This is a genomic window from Arthrobacter sp. TE12232 (assembly GCF_054062615.1).
Genome location: NZ_JBSSFK010000001.1, coordinates 2,024,660 through 2,043,177, shown reverse-complemented (window position 1 = coordinate 2,043,177; position 18,518 = coordinate 2,024,660). Strand labels below are relative to the sequence as shown.

The following is an 18,518-nucleotide window of genomic DNA, read 5'->3' as shown; positions in this document are numbered from 1 at the left end:
GATTTTGGCCTCATCCATGCCGTTTTTACAGTGTGGACGGTACACTGGTGAGCGTCCACAATATGGATAGTTTGAGTGGGTCTAACGCAAAATCCGAGGAAAGAACATGTCTTCATTACCTGTCCAGGGCGCACAAGTCGTCAGCCGCGTCGCGTCGCTGCTGCGCATAGTCGGAAGAAAACCGGAAGGCTCCCCGCTCGTGGAACTCGTCAGGGAATCCGGGCTCACCCGGCCCACCGTGCACCGGCTGCTTTCGTCTCTGGCGTCCGAGGGCCTGCTGGACCAGGACCCGCAGGGCGGCAACTGGGTGCTGGGTCCGGAGATCTTGCTGCTGGGGTCCGTGGCCTCGGCCCGTTTCCCGCTTGAGGACATCGCCCGGCCCAGCCTCCGCCGCCTCGCCGAGGAGACTGGCGAGAGCGCCTTCTTTTCCATCCGCCGCGGCAACGAAACGGTCTGCCTGCTCCGGGAGGAAGGAAGTTTCCCGGTCCGGTCCTTCGTGCTGCACGAGGGCGTGCGGTTTCCGCTCGGCGTCGCCTCCGCGGGCACCGCCATCATGGCGTTCCTGCCGGCGGAAGAGCAGGAGGAACTGCTCTCGGATTGGCCAGCCCACGCGGGCAGTTTCGCGGCCGGGCACACGGAAGCGCTTGTCCGTGAGAACCTCGAAGCCACGCGGCAGGCCGGCTATGCGGTCAACCCGGGGCTGATCCTGGAAGGAAGCTGGGGGATGGGTGCGGCGGTCTTCGACCAGCGGGGCCGCCCCGCATGGGCCCTTTCCCTGACGGGCATCGAGCCGCGCTTCCGGGAAGACCGTCGCCCGCAGCTGGGACGGCTGCTCATGGACGAGGCCCACCGCATCTCGACGCAGCTGCAAGGCACCCGCTAGGACCCATCGGAGTGTCGCTGTGCTTTATGGGCCGGCCCGGACGCCTCGACAAAACAAGGGCCGCGGAGCACGATGATAACTGCATCCGGAGACTTCAGCTGCCGCTCTGTGAGCTGAGGTTACCCGCACCGATATGATCGCCAGTGCCCGGCCAGCGGGCACGGTCCGGCGGCCGTACTCCCCGACCCCGCCACGGGGTCCCGGGGAGGAACGGTCCGGCGGACGCGCCCTCCGCCGGCGCCGGCCGGCGCCGTGGTCGACGTCGGCCGTGAAACGAACACCAGGCCGGTCCCCGGCCGTACATTTGGAATCCCCCCAAAGGAGTGAGTCGTATGGCTCCTCACCCCGCAATACATGCAATGCCGCGCCTTGTGCGCCTCCTGATAGCTGCCGGGATGGCACTGGTGCTGCCTCTGGCACTCAGCGGCGCCGCCCAGGCGACCGGCAGCAAGCCGTCAAGAACGTGGACCGTGCAGGTCGGGTCCGAATCCGAAGACCAGGCGATTCAAGGCATGGCATTCCTGCCCGAGCATATTTACATCAACGCCGGCGACAAGGTGACGTGGAAGGCCAACTCCGCCGAGATCCACACCGTCACGTTCCTGGCCGCCGGCCAATCACTGGAATCCACACAGCCGTTCAACCCCACGGATCCGCAAGAGATCTCTAAACAGGGCAGCAACGTCTACGACGGGCACTCATATTTCAGCTCCGGAGTCATGTCCAACGTGTCCAATAGCGGTTTTAAGGAAGCCGCGAAGTACACACTGAAATTCCCGCACACCGGTGAATTCACGTACTACTGTTTGGTGCACGGGATGGCCATGAAAGGCATGGTCCATGTCCGGGACGCAGGAACTGACTACCCGTACACGCAGTCGCAGTACGACCGCCACGCCAAGAAACAGGAACAGCGCATCCTGCGCGACGGACACAAGTCCTGGGACGCGGCCCGCGACCAAGCCACCAACCACACGGTCATCGCCGGCACGGACAACGGGACCTCCATGGTGATGCGGTTTGTGCACCAGGAAATCAGCATCAAGGTCGGTGAAAGCGTGACATTCGTGAACAACGGCATGGGAGCCCCGCACACCGTCACGTTCGGCAAGGAACCGGCCAACATCTTCGCGCCGCTCGGCGACCCCGCTCACTTCACCGGCGGGGACCTGAGCTCCGGGCTGATGCCGCCAGGCAGCCACTTCACCGTGACCTTCCATTCGGCCGGCGAGTTCAAGTACATCTGCGCCCTGCATGACTTCATGGGCATGGTGGGCACCGTCGAAGTCCGGGAGTAGGGGGCCGGAATAGGGCAGACTGGATTCTGCGGCGCCGGCAGGTGACTGCCGGCGCCGCATCAGCCCTTGGGGGTGCCGGCTACTTCCACCAAGTATCGAAAATCGTGACCGGAACCGTGCGCTTGTGGCGGGTCCGCAGGTACATTCCCTCGATCCGCTCGGCAACGGCGTCCGGCACTTCGCGGCCCTCGAGGTAGTCATCGATCAGGTCGTAGCTCAGGCCGAGTTCATCCTCATCCGTGCGGCCGGGCGTCCCGTCCAGAAGGTCCGCCGTCGGGATTTTTTCCCAGATCCGGGCCGGCGCGCCGAGTTCGGCCAGCAGCGCGCGGTTCTGGCGCTTGTTGAGCCCGAACAGCGGCAGGATGTCGGCCCCGCCGTCGCCGTACTTGGTGAAGAATCCGGTGACGGATTCGGCACCGTGGTCTGTGCCGATCACAAGGTAATTGTGCTCGCCGGCCAGGGCGTACTGGGCGATCATCCGGGTCCTGGCCTTGGTGTTGCCCTTGTGGAAGTCGGAAATCCCGGTGCCGACCGTCTTCTCGAACTCGTCCTCGAAGCCGTCCACCGCGGCCGAAATGTTGAACGTCCACTCGGTCTTGGCGCGCACGAAGTCCAGGGCCGCCTGGGCATCGTCCTCGTCGTGCTGGACGCCGTAGGGGAGCCGGACGGCTACGAAATTCGCCTCGACGCCCTCGGACTCAAGCTCCTCGACCGCCAGCTGGGCCAGCCGCCCGGCCAGGGAGGAGTCCAGGCCGCCCGAGATGCCCAGGACAAACCCCTTGGTGTGGGTGGCCGTCAGGTATTCCTTCAGGAACGTCACGCGTTTGCGCACCTCCCCGGCCGGGTCGATCCGGGGCTGCACGCCCATTTCTTCGATGATCTTCGCCTGGAGTTCACGCATGCCTCACAGCCTAGTCAGCGGTGTCAACCACGCTCAACTGTTGCAGCCGGGACGGCGGGTCAGGCGCCGCACCGGGGTCGGAATTGCGCGGCTTTGCCGGACCGCCGCTGCGCTTTCGGACAACCGCCACGCGGATCCCCGGTGCGCACTGCCGGAATCGGTGCACGCGTCCGGAAGCGGCGCGAAAACCACGAATGCCGTGCGGCTCCGGCGCCGTCGATCGCCGGCCTTGCTTATCGATCCTGCGGAGCCGGGCCGGTGGAACCGCGCACCGTCAAGTGGGTGGGCATGACCGAGCGGCTGCGTCGTGCTCCGCCGGCCAGGGGATTCAACCGGGCCAGCAGCATGGACACGGCCACCCGGCCGGCCTGCTCGATGGGGGAGGCCATGGTGGTCAGCGGCGGATTGCAGAAGTCCGCGCCGAAGATGTCGTCGCAGCCCACAATGCTCATGTCCTCCGGGACGCGGATCCCGCGCTCGCGCAGCCGCTGGAGCATCCCGATGGCAATGAGGTCGTTGAAAGCGATGCAGGCGCTGACCCGGCTGTGCACGGCGGCATCCGCGGCGGCGGCGCCGGACTGTGTTGTCGGGGCGAAGGGCCCGAGCCGATGGGCCTCCACGCCGCGCGCCTCGGCCGCCTCGGACAAGGCCGTCCACCGCCGTTCGCTGGACTGCGACGACACGGGACCTGCCACATAGGCCACCCGGGTGTGCCCCAGCGAGATCAGGTGGTCCAGTGCCTGGCTGGTCGCGGAGGGGGTGTCGATGATGACTGCGGGCACTCCGGGAACGTCGCGGTTGACCGCAACCACCGGGATCTTCGCCGCCGCCGCCAGGAGGACCTCGTCGCTGAGCCGGGAGGCGGCCACGATGATGCCGTCGGCCCCCTTGCGGAGCTGCTCCATGGCGCTGGCTTCCACCTCATCGGATTCCTCCGTGTCCACCAGCAGCTGGGTGTACCCGGCGGCCTTGAGCTGGAGCTGCGTGCCGCGGATGAGATCGAAGTAGAAGGGGTTGGTGATGTCGGGTACCAGGACCCCTACGGCGCCGGTGCGGCCGGAACTGAGTGCCTTGGCCTGGCTGTTGGGTGTGTAGTTGAGCATGGCGGCCGCTTCCTCGATCCGCGCGCGGGTCCGGACGTTGACCCGCTCCGGCGTCGAGAGCGCCCGGGAAACGGTGGAGGCCGCCACGCCGCAGAGCGCTGCAATGTCATGGATGGTTGCGGGCCGCTCGGCCTGGTCCGGATGCGTCGACACGGGGCTCCTCTCTGAGCAAGTGTCTCTGGGCAGTGATGTTCGGGTTTCCGCGCATTAGGTTTTTGAGCACACAAGGAAATCTGCCGGAAACCACCAGGCGCGGATCACGGCGCGCGTTGCTGGGTAACCGTGCCGAGTGAGCCGTGCTATGGGGGCGTCGTGAACAAAGAATGGCACAGTTGCAAACGTTTGGCAATCGGTTGTCAAGAATTGGCAGTCCGGTTAGACTCGCATCGAGACCATCACTGTGAACTGACTCACCCTGCCCCGGTGGCGGGGCACTTGAATCGGGAGCCCAAATTGACAACAGCGTCAGCATCAACCAGCTTCACCCTCTCCGGCTTTGGCGACGAGGTTGACCCCAATCCCGAGGTCCAGGCGGCAGTGCTGTTGGCGATCGGCGCCAAGCACATTGAGGTGCGCAGCGCCTGGGGAACCAACGTTTCCGAGCTTTCGGCGGAGCAGCTCGTCGAACTCAAAGCGGTTCTGGACGCCAAGGGCCTGAAGGTCTCCGCCGTCGCCAGCCCCATCGGCAAGGTGGAGGTGTCCCTTCCGGTTGAGCATGAAGTGCAGCGGCTGCGCCGGATTATTGAGGCCGCCAAGACGCTGGACACCAAGTACATCCGTATCTTCTCCTTCTACCGGGCCGAGGGACAGAGCCAGGAAGAGATCCGCGAGGACGTGATGACCCGCATGGCGGCGCTGGCGGCGCTCGCCGCGGAGGCCGGCGTCGTGCTTCTGCATGAGAACGAAAAGGGCATTTACGGCGATACGCCCGAGCGGGTGCTGGACATCATGAAGTCCGTCGATTCGCCGTCCCTGCGCCTCGCCTGGGACAATGCGAACTTCGTCCAGGTCGGCGTCAAGCCGTTCACCGACGGCTACGCCATGCTGCGCCCCTACCTGGAATACTTCCAAGTCAAGGATGCGCTGGCGGGAACCGGCGAAGTGGTCCCGGCCGGGGAGGGCGACGGCGAATTGAAGGAAACCGTCGCGGCCCTGAAAGCCGACGGCTACCGCGGTTTCGCCTCCTTGGAGCCGCACCTGGCCAGCGCCCATGAACTGGGCGGATTCTCCGGCCCGGTTGCCTTCGGTTCCGCGGCGCGCGCCTTCGCCGGGCTGGCCGCGACAAACCACATCGACCTCATCTAGCAGGAGCGCAGCAGCACCCAACGAATGAATCAGCCAATGGATGAAGCACTAGATGAATGAGGGAGCTACGGATGCCAAAGGCGGCAATCATCGGCTGCGGCGACGTGTCGATCGTTCACTTTGACGCGCTTGCCGGGATGGACGACGCCGAACTGGTGGCCGTCTGCGACACGGATCCGGAGCGCCGCGCCACGGCGCAGGCGGCTCACGGGGTCCCGGCGTTCGAGGACTACCGCGACATGCTGGAGGCGGCCGCCCCGGACGTCGTGCACATCACCACCCCGCATCACGAGCATGCTGCGATCGCCATCGACTGCCTGCGCCGCGGCATCCACGTGGTGCTCGAAAAACCCCTGGCGCACACCCTGGCCGAGGGCGAGCGGCTACTGGCCGCTGCCGCGGAAAGCACGGCCCGCATTGGCCTGTGCTTCCAAAACCGCTACAACGCCCCGGTGCAGGAAATGCGGCGGCTGCTGGACTCCGGTGGGCTGGGCAACGTGCTGGGGGCCTCGGCCACCGTCATGTGGCACCGTGACGCCGACTACTACCTCAGCCGGCCCTGGCGCGGAAGCTGGGGCGGTGGCGGCGGAGGCCTCATGATGAACCAGGCCATCCACACCGTTGACCTGCTGCAATGGCTGGTGGGGGACATCGTGTCGCTCTCCGGCAGCGCCTCGACCCGCGCCCTCGCAGAAGCCATCGAGGTGGAGGACACGGCGGAGTTCGCCGCCCTCCACAGCAACGGCGCGCGTAGCGTCTTCTATGCCACCCTCGCCAACGCGGTCAACGCACCCGTCACCCTGGATATCAGCACCGAAACGGCAGCACTGAGCCTGCGCGGTGACCTGACGGTGACGTACGCCGACGGGCGCAGCGAGGTGGTGCGCGAACGCGCCATCGGCTCGGGCGGGCGCTCCTACTGGGGCGTCTCGCATGCCTTGCTGATCGCGGACTTCTATGCCGGGCTGGCGCAACCGGGCCCGTTCTGGATTGACGCCGCCGAAGGGGCGAAGTCGCTGCGGATCGTGAAGGAACTGTACCGGCAGTCCTACCCCGGCTCCGAGGCCAAGGTCTCCTAAGCAGAGGGCGCCCGGAGCGCCCCGGCGCGGGCCGCGGGCTCCTACCCGGAACCGCCGGTCCCCAAGAGCTCCGGAGCGCCCCCGCATGCCCGCTAAGTGGCGCCATTCCGCCGTCGTGCTGCGCCTTCAAACGCGTTGTAAAGCAACAAAGCCGAAAGTTAATGACAACCGGTTGCCAGATATGGCAACCCAACGTACGCTGAACCCACAAGCGGCACTGTGGTCCAGGCCACAGTGCCGCAGCAAGCGTCCGGTGACACGGACCTCGTCAAGCGATAGGAGCCAACAATGAAGTTCGGTCCCAAGGCAGCAGCAGCTGCCCTCATCCTCAGCGCGTCCCTCGCGCTCACAGCCTGTGGCGGCGGCGCTGCGGCCGGCGGCGCGGCCGCCGGCACCCCCGCCACGTCCCTGACGCTGGGCACCATCCAGGACGTCCGGTCCTGGGATCCCGCCCAGGCGCACGTGGGCCACCTTCTCCAGCCGTACCAGGCGGTCTATGACACGCTGATCCTGCGGGAACCGGACGGAAAGCTCAGCCCCATGCTGGCGACGGACTGGAAATACAACGCGACCAACACCAAACTGACGGTGGACCTGCGCACGGACGTCACCTTCAGCGACGGCGCCAGGTTCGACGCCGAGGCCGCCAAGGCCAACATCGACCACTTCAAGACGGCCAACGGCCCGCAGATGGCGCAGCTGTCCTCCGTTCAGGATGTGACGGTTGTGGACGCCGACACCATTGACATCAACCTCACTACCCCGGACCCGGCCCTGGAATACTTCCTCAGCCAGGCCGCCGGCCTGATGGGCAGCCCCAAGGCGCTCGGCACCGAGGGCATCAAGACCGAACCGGTCGGCTCCGGACCTTACGTGATGGACAAGGCCGCGTCCGTCAAGGATTCCCAGACGGTCTTCACGGCACGCAAGGATTACTGGAACAAGGATCTGCAGAAGTACTCCAAGCTGACCTTCAAGATCCTGACCGATCTCACCGCCCGCACCAACGCCCTGGTGTCCGGCCAGGTGGACGCCACCCTACTGGACCCCAAGACCGGCAAGCAGGCCGAGGGCGCCAAGATGCAGCTGGCCGCCAACGAGGTTGACTGGCAGGGGCTGCTCCTGATGGACCGTGACGGTGCCAAGAACCCGGCGCTGAAGGACGTCAGGGTCCGCCAGGCCATCAACTACGCCTTCGACCGCAAGACCATCTTGGACCAGGTCATGCTGGGACAGGGCACGCCGACCTCGCAGCCGTTTGGCAAGGCCAGCGGGGCCTGGACCCCGGCGCTGGAGAACTACTACACCTACGATCCCGCCAAGGCCAAGCAGCTCCTGAAGGACGCCGGCTACGAAAACGGCGTCACCCTGGAAGTCCCGAGCGTCCCCGGGTTCGAAACCCAGATTTCCGTCGTCCAGCAGCAGCTGGCAGACGTGGGCATCACCCTCAAGGTGGGCGCCGCGCTGACCAACACCTTCACGTCCGATGTGGCTTCCCAGAAGTTCACCACCATGTACTTCTCGCTCTTCCAGGGTGAGCCGACGGTTGCCATCAACCAGATCGTCTCCACCAAGGGGCTCTACAACCCGTTCAAGAACGCGACGCCGGAGCTCGACGCCAAGATTGACGCCGTGCGCAACGGCGGCGCCGATGTCGGGAAGCTGGCCCAGGACGTCAACAAGTATGTGGTGGAGCAGGCGTGGTTCGCGCCGCTGTTCCGGGTCAACCAGATGTACTACCACAACGCCAAGGTGAACGTGACCCCGCAGATCCAGCAGGCCGTTCCGTCCATCTACAACTACTCACCCGCCAAGTAGGACGCCATGATCAGGTTCATTGCGAAAAGGCTGGGCAGCGGGCTGGTGGTGCTGGGTGTTGTCTCGGCGCTCACCTTCTTCCTGCTGTACATCTCCAGCGGGAGCATCGCCAGGAACATCCTGGGTGACCAGGCCACCGCTGAGCAGGTGGCGATGAAAGAACACGAGCTCGGACTGGACCAGCCCCTGGTGGCCCGCTACCTCGCCTGGGTGACCGATGCCTTGAGCGGAAACCTCGGAGCCTCCTGGTTCAGCTCGGAACCGGTGGCCAACTCCCTGGCCAGCCGGATCCCGGTGACCATGACCATGGTCTTCGCCGCAATGATCCTGATCGCAATCTGCGCCGCCCTCATTGGCGTCCTTGCTGCCGTCAAGCGCGGCTGGGTGGACCGGGTGGTCCAGGTTGGCGCCATCATCGGCGACTCCGTTCCGGGGTTCGTGATCGGCGTCATCCTGGTCACCCTCCTGGCCATCCAGCTGGGCCTCTTCCCGGCCACCAGCACCATCTCGCCTGACTCCGGACCCGACGCGTGGGTCTATTCCATGGCACTTCCCGTGATCGCCTTGCTGATCAACGGCGTCACCGGAGGCGCGCAGCAGATCCGTAGCGCCGTCATCAAACAACTCGAGCGGGACTACGTCCGCACCCTGCGCAGCCGGGGCATCAGCGAACGCGAGATTCTCTTCAAGCACGTCCTGCGCAGTGCCGCCCCCGCCGGACTCACCGTGCTGAGCCTCCAGCTGATCGGCATGCTGGGCGGCGTCGTGATCATTGAGCAGATCTTCGCCCTGCCCGGCATGGGCCCGCTGGCAGTCGCCGCCACCGGCCAGTCGGATCTTCCGGTGGTGATGGGCGTCGTGATGTACACGGTGGTCGTCGTCATCGTGGTGAACCTGCTGGTGGACATTCTTAATGGCTGGCTCAACCCGAAGGTGCGTGTGTCATGAGCGATTCTTTAGAAACTGCGGCTGCCGCCGCCCCGGCCCCGGCCGCCCCGCCGGTTCAGGCCGGCGCAGGGCAGGCCGGCGCAGGTCAGAGCGGCACCGTCGTCCGCTCCGCCGTCATTCGCCGCCTGTTCAGGAACCCGCTGGGGATCGCTGCCATCGCGATCCTGACGGTGATCGCGGTCCTGGCCATCCTGGCGCCGGTCCTGGCGCCCTTTGACCAGAACTACGCCAATATTGCCAAGACCCTCGCCGCTCCGGACTCCGTGAACATACTCGGAACGGACAGCGCCGGGCGCGATGTCTGGAGCCGGCTTCTGTTTGGGGCGCAGCTGACGCTGCTTTCCGCCCTGCTCTGCGCGGGCGTGGCCATTGCCATCGGCCTGCCGGCCGGTCTGATCGCCGGCTACTACGCCGGGAAGTTCGAGGCAGCCTCCAACTGGGTGGTCGGCATCCTCATGAGCCTTCCCGGCCTCATCGTCCTACTGACCATCCGTGCTGCCTTCGGCCCCTCGGTGTGGATGTCCATGATCGCCTTCGGCGTCCTGATCAGCCCGTCCTATTTCCGGCTGACCCGCACGGCCGTGCAGTCGGTGCGCAACGAGCTCTATGTTGACGCCGCACGGGTCTCCGGGCTGTCGGACCTCAGCATCATCGCCCGCCACATCTTCTCCGTGGTCCGGGCCCCCATCATCATCCAGACCGCGGCGATTGCCGGCGTGGCCATCGCCATCCAGTCCGGCCTGGAGTTCTTGGGCCTTGGCGACCCCACCAAGGCGACCTGGGGCGTCATGCTCTCCGAGGGCTTCAAGAACGTCTACCTGAACCCGACCCTGCTCTTCTGGCCGGCACTGGCCATGGCGCTGACCATCGGCGGCCTGGTTCTGCTCGGCAACGCCCTCCGCGACGCCCTGGAAGACGGCGAGAAGATCAACCACCGCAAGAAGAAGGCCGCGCCGGAAGGCACGACGGCGGCACCCGCCGCCGTGCGGACGTCCCGGAAGCCGGTGGCCACCGTCGTCGCCGGAACCGAGCACCACCTGGTCAAGGTGACCAATCTCGGCGTCGGGTACCCCCAGGCAGACGGTTCCATCAAGAAAGTCGTTGACGACGTCTCCTTCCACGTGGACCGCGGGGAGATCCTGGGGATTGTGGGCGAATCGGGCTCGGGCAAGTCCCAGACCGCCTTCTCCATCCTGGGGCTGCTGCCGGACAACGCGCGCATTGTGGGCGGCTCCATCCAGTTCGACGGCGACTACACCGTTGCCCCGGGCGATGAACGGGTCAGCCAGGAGCGGCTGTCCAAGCTGCGCGGTAAACGGATTTCCTATATTCCACAGGAGCCCATGAGCAACCTGGACCCTGCCTTCACCATCGGCTACCAGCTGGTGACGCCCATGGTGCGCGTCCTCGGGATCTCCAAGGCCGAGGCCAGGAAACGGGCCCTGAAACTGCTCACGGACGTCGGCATCGCCAACCCGGACCGGACCTTCAACGCCTACCCGCACGAAGTTTCGGGGGGCATGGCCCAGCGCGTGCTGATCGCCGGAGCCATCAGCTGCGAACCGGACCTCGTGATCGCCGATGAGCCCACCACGGCCCTGGATGTCACGGTGCAGGCGGACGTCCTGGACCTGCTGCGCGAACTCCAGCAGCGCCTGAACATCGGCGTCATCCTGGTGACCCACAACTTCGGTGTGGTGGCGGACCTCTGCGACCGCGTGGCCGTCATGCAGAACGGCCGGCTCGTGGAGGAAGGATCCGTCCGCGACATCCTCCGCAATCCGCAGGAACCCTATACACAAACGCTTTTGGCGTCGATGCTCGAAGGCAAGGAACCCATGTCCACGCTCGTTTCCACCCTGCAGAAGGAGCCCGTCGCATGAGCACCGTGGAGAACACGCCGCTGCTCACCGTAGAGCAGCTCGTGGTGGAGTACCCCAACAAGAAGTTCCGGGCCAAGCCCTTCCGCGCCCTGACGGACATCAACATCTCCATCGGCCGGGGCGAAACCCTGGGACTGGTGGGAGAGTCCGGGTCCGGCAAGACCACCCTGGGCCGCGCCATCCTGGGGCTGGCCCCGGTGACCGCCGGGAAGATCAGCTTCGAAGGCAAGGACATCAGCCACGCCACCCGCAAGGACCGGCGGGTCCTGAGCCGGGAGCTACAGGTGGTCTTCCAGGATCCGTACACCTCGCTGAACCCCGCACTGGAAATCGGCGACATCCTCGCCGAACCACTGGGCGTGCAGGGCATGGAAGCCGCGCAGGCCAAGAAGCGCGTGAAGGAACTCCTGGACCAGGTGGGCCTGCCCTCCGATGCCATCAACCGGCTGCCGCGCGAATTCAGCGGCGGGCAGCGCCAGCGCGTGGCGATCGCACGGGCCCTGGCACTCTCGCCGAAGCTGATTGTCTGCGATGAGCCCGTCAGCGCGCTGGACCTCTCCACCCAGGCCCGGGTGCTGGACCTGTTCCTGCAGATCCAGAAGGACACCGGCGTGTCCTACCTCTTCGTCTCGCACGACCTCGACGTCGTCCGGCACATCAGCCACCGCGTCGCCGTGATGTACCACGGCGAGATCGTCGAACAAGGCCCGGCCGGCGTCGTCACCACCGACCCCGACCACCCCTACACCCAGCGGCTGCTGCTCGCGTCCCCGGTCCCGGACCCGGACCGCCAGGAACAGCGCCGCGCGGACCGGCACCGCCTGCTCGAAGCGCAGCGGATGCAGCACGAACAAGCGGGCGTCCCCGCCTGAGGGGCCGCTTCAGGCAAAGACCACAACAAACGAACACAACGGCAAACGAACACAACGGCCGGATTCTCTTCGAGGATCCGGCAGGCAATGGAGGAACAGGCGTGACAACAACAGCCAGAATTGGCGTGCAGGCGATGATGCTGAAGGACAGCTTTGCCGAACTCGGGGCGTTCGAGACGCTCCGGAAGGTCAACGCAATCGGCTACAACGCCGTCGAGGTCTCCCAGATCCCCATGACGCCGGAGAACGTGGTGGAACTGGACCGCGCGCAGACCGAGCTCGGCATGGACGTGGCCGCCCTCTCGGTGGCCATGGAAACCCCCAAGGGCATGGCCGCCGATTCCCTGAAGGACCACTTCGACAAGATTGTCGAGGACGCACAGCGTCTTGACGCCAAGCTCCTGCGGATCGGCATGCTGCCGTTCCCGGCCATGAAGTCGATCGGCGCCGTGGTGGACTTCGCCAAGCAGGCCAACGAATACGCCGAGCGACTGGCCGGGCACGGGATCGGCCTGTATTACCACAACCACCACATCGAGTTCGCGAAGTTTGACGGCACCTCCATGTTGGACATCATCGCCGCCAACTCACCGGCCATGGGCCTGGAAATCGATGTCCACTGGGTCCAGCGCGGCGGCCTGGACCCGGTCCGCACCTTGGAAAAGTATGCCGGGCGCACGGCCATGGTGCACCTGAAGGATTACCGGATCGGCCAGCTGCCCGAGCGCGCCTTTGGTTTCCTGGAAACCGGGGACTTCAAGGGCTTCATGGCCGATTTCAAGGATGTGGTCCAGTTCGCCGAAGTGGGCGAGGGCAACCTGGATTTCCTCGCCATCATCCCGGCCGCGCAGGCCGCCGGCGCCCGTTACCTGCTCGTGGAGCAGGACGAACTCTATGGGCGCACGGTGTGGGACGCGCTGCAGACCTCCTACGACAACCTCGTGGCCATGGGCCACTCGAACCTTTTCTAGATTAGGGAGAACCCCCACATGGGTAAGAAAGTACGCCTCGGCATCATCGGCCTGGGCCAGCAGGGCGGCATGTACGCGAAGTTCATCGCGGACGGACTGGTCCCGAATATGGTGATCGGCGCCATCTGCGACATTGATCCGGCGAAGAAGGAACGTGCTTCGGCAACATACCCGGACGTTCCGTTCTACGAGGACTACATCGCCATGCTGGACAGCGGCGACGTCGACGCCGTCGTCACCTGCGTGCCGCACTTCCTGCACCCGGAGATGGGCATCGAGACGCTCAAGCGCGGCATCCATGCCCTCGTGGAGAAGCCCGCCGGCGTCTACACCAAGCAGGTCAAGGAGCTCAACGAGTTTGCCGCCGGCAAGCCGGAACTGTCCTTCGCGATCATGTTCAACCAGCGCAATAACCCGCTGTACCAGAAGCTCAAGGAAATCGTCGACAACGGCGAAATCGGCGCGATCCGCCGAACCAACTGGATCATCACCAACTGGTGGCGGCCGCAGGGCTACTACAACTCAAGCGAATGGCGGGCAACCTGGGGCGGCGAAGGCGGCGGCGTGCTGGTCAACCAGGCGCCGCACCAGTTGGATCTGTGGCAGTGGATCTGTGGCGTGCCGAAGTCTGTCTACTCCAAGGTTGCCTACGGCTTCCGCCGTGACATCGCCGTCGAGGACGAGGTGACCGCAGTGGTGGACTACGGCAACGGCGCCACCGGCGTCTTCGTCACGGCGACACACGACCTCGTGGGCACCGACCGCTTCGAAATCCTGGGCGACCAGGGCAAGATCGTGGTCGAAAACTCCAAAACGGCCACCGTGACCCGCCTGCACAAGCCGGAGCGGGAACTCAGTGACGGCATGGACATGGATGACGTCCGGAAGCTCTTCATGGGCGAGCTGAACCCTGAGGCGTACTACAGCACCGAGGTCATCGAGTTCGAGTCCGTCTGGGGCGCCCAGCACGCGGGTGTCCTGGAAAACTTCGCCGCCAACATCCTGGACGGCACCCCGTTGCTGGCGCCGGGCTCGGACGGCATCAAGGGTGTCCGGCTGGCCAACGCCATCCACCTCTCCAGCTGGACGGGCCGCGAAGTGGGCCTGGACTTCGACGAGGACGAGTTCCTCACCGAGCTCAACAAGCGGATCGCCGGGGAAGGGAAGTTCCCCGAGCGCGCCTAGTGCACCCAGCCCAACTGACTCGCAGCAGGGGCCGTTATGCGGGCTCAAAACGGCCCCTGCTGCGAGCTACTTGGGCCCGGTTTCATCGGTAGGATGGGGCGGTGACTGAACCCGCGAAGCCCGACGTTGCCGCAACACCAGCACCGGTCAAGAAGCACGCCCGGGACGGGAAATCCAGCGCCACCATCTACGACATCGCCAGGGTCGCCGGAGTCAACCCGTCCACGGTGTCACGGGCCCTCAGCAAGCCGGGGCGGGTCAGCGCCAAGACGCAGAAACTCATCGAGGACGCCGCGGCCGAGCTCAACTACCACGTGAACCCGTTCGCGCGTGCCTTGCCCACGGGACGGACCAGCACCTTCGGCCTGATCGTCGCCGACATCACGAACCCCACGTTCTTCGACATCATCCGCGGCGCCGGCGCCACTGCCACCGCCCGCGACTACACCCTGGTCCTCGCGGATTCGGCCGAGTCCGCCGTCACCGAGCTGACAACGGCCCGGCGGATGATGGCCACCGTGGACGGGCTCATCCTCGCCAGCCCGCGCATGGACGACGACGACATCCGCGCCCTCGCCCGCGACAAGCCCGTGGTGGTCATCAATCGCGAGGTCGACGGTGTGCCGTGCGTCGTCCCGGACGTCAACAAGGGGATCAGCGAGGCCGTCCGCAGCCTGGCCGCGAACGGGCACAAAAAGGTCGCCTACGTGGCCGGGCCGTCCCAGTCCTGGATGTCCACGCAGCGCTGGGACGGAGTCCGCTCCGCCTGTGAATGGTCCAGATTGGAAGCCGTGCGGCTCGAATCCAGCAAGCCAACGGTCGACGGCGGCCGGCAGTCCGCGCGCGAGGTCCTGGCCAGCGGCGCGACGGCCGTGCTGACGTACAACGACCTCCTGGCCATCGGCCTGATGCGGGAACTCCAGGCCGCCGGACTCATGGTCCCGGACCAGATCAGCATCGTGGGCTTTGACGATATCTTCGGGGCGGATTTCACCACCCCGCCCCTGACCACCGTGCGCTCCCCGCTGGGCGAATGCGGGTCCGGCGCGGCAACGATCCTCCTGGACCACCTCGCCGGCACCGGCGCGGAAACCCCGGAGACGCTGCGGGTGGAAACCGAGCTCGTGCTGCGCGGTTCCAGCGGCAGGCTGATCGCGGCCAAGTAGGCGCCGACGCCTCGCAATCCGCTGCCCTTTCTGCATGCCGCGCCACTTTTGGAAATCCGCGGCCGGGATCCTGGCAGCGGACGTCCGTTTCCGCCGCGGGGATCCGTACTAGGCGCGGAAAACGCCCCGTGGAATCCTTTGGCAATTTTTGGCAACCGGTTGACAAGCGGCAGGGGCGGGACGACCATTGAGCTATGTCACAGTCGATTTCTGCCCACCCAGACCGGCTCCTGCCCGCGGATCCCGGAACGCGAAGCATCGCCCGCGATCTCCTGGGCCGGGTCCAGGACCTTCCGATCATCTCCCCGCACGGACACGTCGATGCCGCCGTGCTCGAGCAGAACACGCCCTTCCCCGATCCGGCGGCGTTGCTGGTCAGCCCGGACCACTACGTCACCCGCCTGATCCACGCCAGCGGTGTGCCGCTCGAACAGCTGCGCGCGCAGGCCGGCGCCCAGACGGACCCGTCCGCCGCGGCACCGGAATCGCGCAGCGTGTGGCGTGCGTTCTGCGAGGCATGGCCGCTCTTCGAGGGCACCGCCTCGGGTTACTGGCTGCGCGACCAGTTCCACAGCGTCTTTGGCCTGGACCAGGAGATCAGCGCCGCCACCGCAGATGCCTCCTACGACGCCATCTCCGCCCGGCTCCAGGAGGCGGATTTCCGCCCCCGCCAGCTTTTCAAGGACTTTAACATCGAGGTCCTGGCCACCACGGACGATCCCCTGGATGACCTGGCGGCCCACAAGGCCCTGGCAGGGGATGCCACCTTCCATGGCCGCGTGCTCCCGACTTTCCGGCCCGACGCCTACCTGAACCCGGCCAACCCCGCCTGGGGCGGCAACGTTGAACGCCTCATCGCGGCAGCGGGCGACGGCGGCAGCGGCTTTGCCGGCTACCTCACCGCCCTCGAGAACCGGCGTCGTTACTTTGTGGAGCATGGCGCTGTGTCGGCCGACCACGGCGTGCGCACCCCGCGCACCCTCAAGCTGGACGCCGCAGAAGCGGAACGGCTCTTCGAGCGGGCCCGTTCCGGCGAAGCCAGTGCCGCCGAGCGCGAAGACTTCGAGGCCCACATGATGTACCAGATGGCCCGGATGTCGGTGGAGGACGGCCTGGTCATGACCATCCACCCGGGGTCCTTCCGCAACCATCACACGGAGACCTTCAGCAAGTTCGGTGCGGACACGGGGCATGACATCCCCTTTGCAATCGACTACACCGAGTCCATCCGGCCCGTGCTGCAGGACTTCGGCAACAGCAAGGACTTCCACCTGGTGCTCTTCACCATGGACGAGACGGTCTACTCGCGCGAACTCGCACCCCTGGCAGGCTTCTACCCCTCGGTGTACCTCGGCGCCCCGTGGTGGTTCCTGGACGCACCGGATGCGATGCTGCGGTTCCGGTCCGCCGTGACCGAAACCGCAGGGTTCTCCCGGTCCTCGGGGTTCATCGACGACACCCGCGCCTTCTGCTCCATCCCCGCCCGGCACAATGCTTCCCGCCGGATCGAGGCCTCCTTCCTGGCCCGCCTCGTGGCGGAACACCGGATCAGCGAGGACCGCGCCCACGACATCATCGTCGACCTCGTCGACGGCTCCCCGCGAAGGGTTTTCAAGCTATGACCATGACAGAAAATGCCGGAGCCGCTGGCCCCGCAGGATTGGCAGATCCGGCGGCCGCGGCGGTTACCGGGGACCCGGCGGCAGACCTGCCGCGGCTGAACCGCAGCCTTCGTCCCGCGGCCAAGGCCCCGGTGCGGATCGTCCACCTGGGCCTCGGCGCCTTCCACCGCTCACACCAGGCGTGGTACACCCACCGGGCCGGCGACGCCGCGGAATGGGGGATCGCCTCCTTCACCGGCCGGCGCCCGGACGCGGCCCTGGCGCTGGCGGAGCAGGACGGCCTGTTCACGCTCGTGGAGCGCGGCGACGCGGGGGATTCCTTCGAGGTGATCGGCAGCATTGTTGCTGCCGTGGACGGGGCCGACGTCGGCCGGCTCGCCGAACTCGTGGCCGCACCCGCCACCGCCATCATCACCCTGACCATCACCGAGGCCGCCTATCGGCTTGGCACCGACGGCCGGCTGGACCTCCGGGCCCCCAACGTCGAGACGGACCTCGCCGTGCTCGCGCGGGGGACCGGCAGCCCCGCGACGCCGCTGGGCCGGCTGGTCTTCGCCCTCGCCGGCCGCCGCGCCGCCGGGGCCGGACCCCTGGCCGTGGTCTGCTGCGACAACCTCGCCAGCAACGGCACCGTCGCGCGCCGGGCCGTCACCGGCCTGGCTGCCGCCTGGGACGCCGGGCTCGCCGCCTGGATCGAGGCCAACATCAGCTTTGTCAGCACCTCGGTGGACCGGATCACGCCGCGGACCACGGAGTCTGACATCGCCGCCGTCGAGACCGCCTGCGGCTACCGGGACACCTCGCCCGTGGTGGCCGAGCCGTTCCGCAACTGGGTCCTCAGCGGCGACTTCCCCGCCGGGCGCCCGCGCTGGCAGGACGCCGGGGCCGTGTTCGTGGACGACATTGAGCCGTATGAAAACCGCAAGCTCTGGCTCCTCAACGGCGCGCACTCGCTGCTGGCCTACGCCGGGCAGTTGCGCGGCCACGCCACCGTGGCCGAGGCCCTGCAGGACGAGCTCTGCCGGCACGCCGTGGAACGGTTCTGGGACGAGGCCGAAGCCAACCTGCACGGCCCCGACCTGCAGATTCCCGCGTACCGCGCCGCGTTGCTGGAGCGCTTCGGCAACGGCCGGATCGCGCACCACCTGGCCCAGATCGCGAGGGACGGAAGCACCAAGCTGCGCATGCGCGCGGTTCCCGTGCTGCTGGCCGAGCGTGCCCGGGGCCATTCCGGCGCAGCGGCTGCCCGCATGATCGCCGCCTGGATGGATTTCAGCGCCTCGGCGGCCCAGTTCCAGGACCCGCTCGCTGCGGAGGTAGCCGCGGCCAACGCGCTTGGCGGCGCGGAGAGCACCCGCGCCCTGCTCGCCCTGCTGTCCCCGGGCCTCGTGGACACTGCGGCACCCGCCGGCGGTCCCGTCGCCGAGCTCGTCGAGAACCTCCGGGGAACCTTCTCCGGGCCGGCTGTCCCGGAGTAAGGGGAC

Annotated in this window: 15 protein-coding genes; 13 read left to right on the top strand and 2 right to left on the bottom strand. The window is 66.5% G+C overall.

All coding sequences use genetic code 11. The features are described from left to right. Nucleotides 1-106: 106 nt before the first annotated feature. Nucleotides 107-883 carry an IclR family transcriptional regulator gene (locus tag ACVWZ7_RS08995; protein ID WP_116765611.1) on the top strand — a complete coding sequence of 259 codons (777 nt, stop codon included), beginning with the start codon at nt 107-109 and terminating at the stop codon, nt 881-883. A gap of 332 nt (nt 884-1,215) precedes the next feature. Then, the gene (locus ACVWZ7_RS08990) at nt 1,216-2,181 is read left to right on the top strand and encodes a plastocyanin/azurin family copper-binding protein (protein WP_456507636.1); all 966 of its coding nucleotides are present in this window, start codon (nt 1,216-1,218) and stop codon (nt 2,179-2,181) included. A 79-nt stretch (nt 2,182-2,260) separates the two neighbouring features. On the opposite strand, the gene nadE is transcribed toward ACVWZ7_RS08990, so the two are convergent. Both nadE and ACVWZ7_RS08980 read right to left on the bottom strand, forming a co-directional pair. Continuing rightward, entirely contained in the window at nt 2,261-3,082 is an 822-nt protein-coding gene (nadE, locus tag ACVWZ7_RS08985) for an ammonia-dependent NAD(+) synthetase (RefSeq protein ID WP_344361072.1), read from the bottom strand. Nucleotides 3,083-3,315: 233 nt separating this feature from the next. Then, nucleotides 3,316-4,338: a LacI family DNA-binding transcriptional regulator gene (locus ACVWZ7_RS08980; protein ID WP_116765614.1), complete on the bottom strand. Its 1,023-nt coding sequence runs from the start codon at nt 4,336-4,338 to the stop codon at nt 3,316-3,318. A 300-nt stretch (nt 4,339-4,638) separates the two neighbouring features. Between ACVWZ7_RS08980 and ACVWZ7_RS08975 the strand changes: the two genes are divergently transcribed. The 11 genes from ACVWZ7_RS08975 to ACVWZ7_RS08925 all read left to right on the top strand — a co-directional run bounded on the left by ACVWZ7_RS08975 (nt 4,639) and on the right by ACVWZ7_RS08925 (nt 18,512). Next, on the top strand, nt 4,639-5,490 hold the full coding sequence (locus tag ACVWZ7_RS08975) for a sugar phosphate isomerase/epimerase family protein (protein ID WP_344361068.1): 852 nt from the start codon (nt 4,639-4,641) through the stop codon (nt 5,488-5,490). 71 nt (nt 5,491-5,561) lie between these two features. After that, on the top strand, nt 5,562-6,569 hold the full coding sequence (locus tag ACVWZ7_RS08970; RefSeq protein ID WP_344361066.1) for a Gfo/Idh/MocA family protein: 1,008 nt from the start codon (nt 5,562-5,564) through the stop codon (nt 6,567-6,569). A 288-nt stretch (nt 6,570-6,857) separates the two neighbouring features. Continuing rightward, on the top strand, nt 6,858-8,387 hold the full coding sequence (locus ACVWZ7_RS08965) for an ABC transporter substrate-binding protein (protein ID WP_344361063.1): 1,530 nt from the start codon (nt 6,858-6,860) through the stop codon (nt 8,385-8,387). A gap of 6 nt (nt 8,388-8,393) precedes the next feature. Further along, complete coding sequence (locus ACVWZ7_RS08960) at nt 8,394-9,335, top strand: ABC transporter permease (protein WP_344361061.1); 942 nt, start codon at nt 8,394-8,396, stop codon at nt 9,333-9,335. Then, on the top strand, nt 9,332-11,218 hold the full coding sequence (locus tag ACVWZ7_RS08955; protein WP_456507635.1) for a dipeptide/oligopeptide/nickel ABC transporter permease/ATP-binding protein: 1,887 nt from the start codon (nt 9,332-9,334) through the stop codon (nt 11,216-11,218). Before ACVWZ7_RS08960 ends, ACVWZ7_RS08955 begins: the two co-directional genes overlap by 4 nt. After that, entirely contained in the window at nt 11,215-12,090 is an 876-nt protein-coding gene (locus tag ACVWZ7_RS08950; RefSeq protein WP_456507634.1) for an ATP-binding cassette domain-containing protein, read from the top strand. The genes ACVWZ7_RS08955 and ACVWZ7_RS08950 overlap by 4 nt, the downstream gene beginning before the upstream one ends. A gap of 101 nt (nt 12,091-12,191) precedes the next feature. Then, nucleotides 12,192-13,061: a sugar phosphate isomerase/epimerase family protein gene (locus ACVWZ7_RS08945; protein WP_456507633.1), complete on the top strand. Its 870-nt coding sequence runs from the start codon at nt 12,192-12,194 to the stop codon at nt 13,059-13,061. A gap of 18 nt (nt 13,062-13,079) precedes the next feature. Continuing rightward, a complete protein-coding gene (locus ACVWZ7_RS08940) occupies nt 13,080-14,246 on the top strand; it encodes a Gfo/Idh/MocA family protein (RefSeq protein WP_344361052.1) in 1,167 nt (388 codons plus the stop codon). Nucleotides 14,247-14,347: 101 nt separating this feature from the next. Next, the gene (locus tag ACVWZ7_RS08935) at nt 14,348-15,412 is read left to right on the top strand and encodes a LacI family DNA-binding transcriptional regulator (RefSeq protein ID WP_456507632.1); all 1,065 of its coding nucleotides are present in this window, start codon (nt 14,348-14,350) and stop codon (nt 15,410-15,412) included. A 194-nt stretch (nt 15,413-15,606) separates the two neighbouring features. Then, the gene (gene uxaC / locus ACVWZ7_RS08930) at nt 15,607-17,034 is read left to right on the top strand and encodes a glucuronate isomerase (protein ID WP_456507631.1); all 1,428 of its coding nucleotides are present in this window, start codon (nt 15,607-15,609) and stop codon (nt 17,032-17,034) included. A gap of 2 nt (nt 17,035-17,036) precedes the next feature. Next, a complete protein-coding gene (locus tag ACVWZ7_RS08925) occupies nt 17,037-18,512 on the top strand; it encodes a mannitol dehydrogenase family protein (RefSeq protein WP_456509087.1) in 1,476 nt (491 codons plus the stop codon). Nucleotides 18,513-18,518 lie beyond the last annotated feature (6 nt).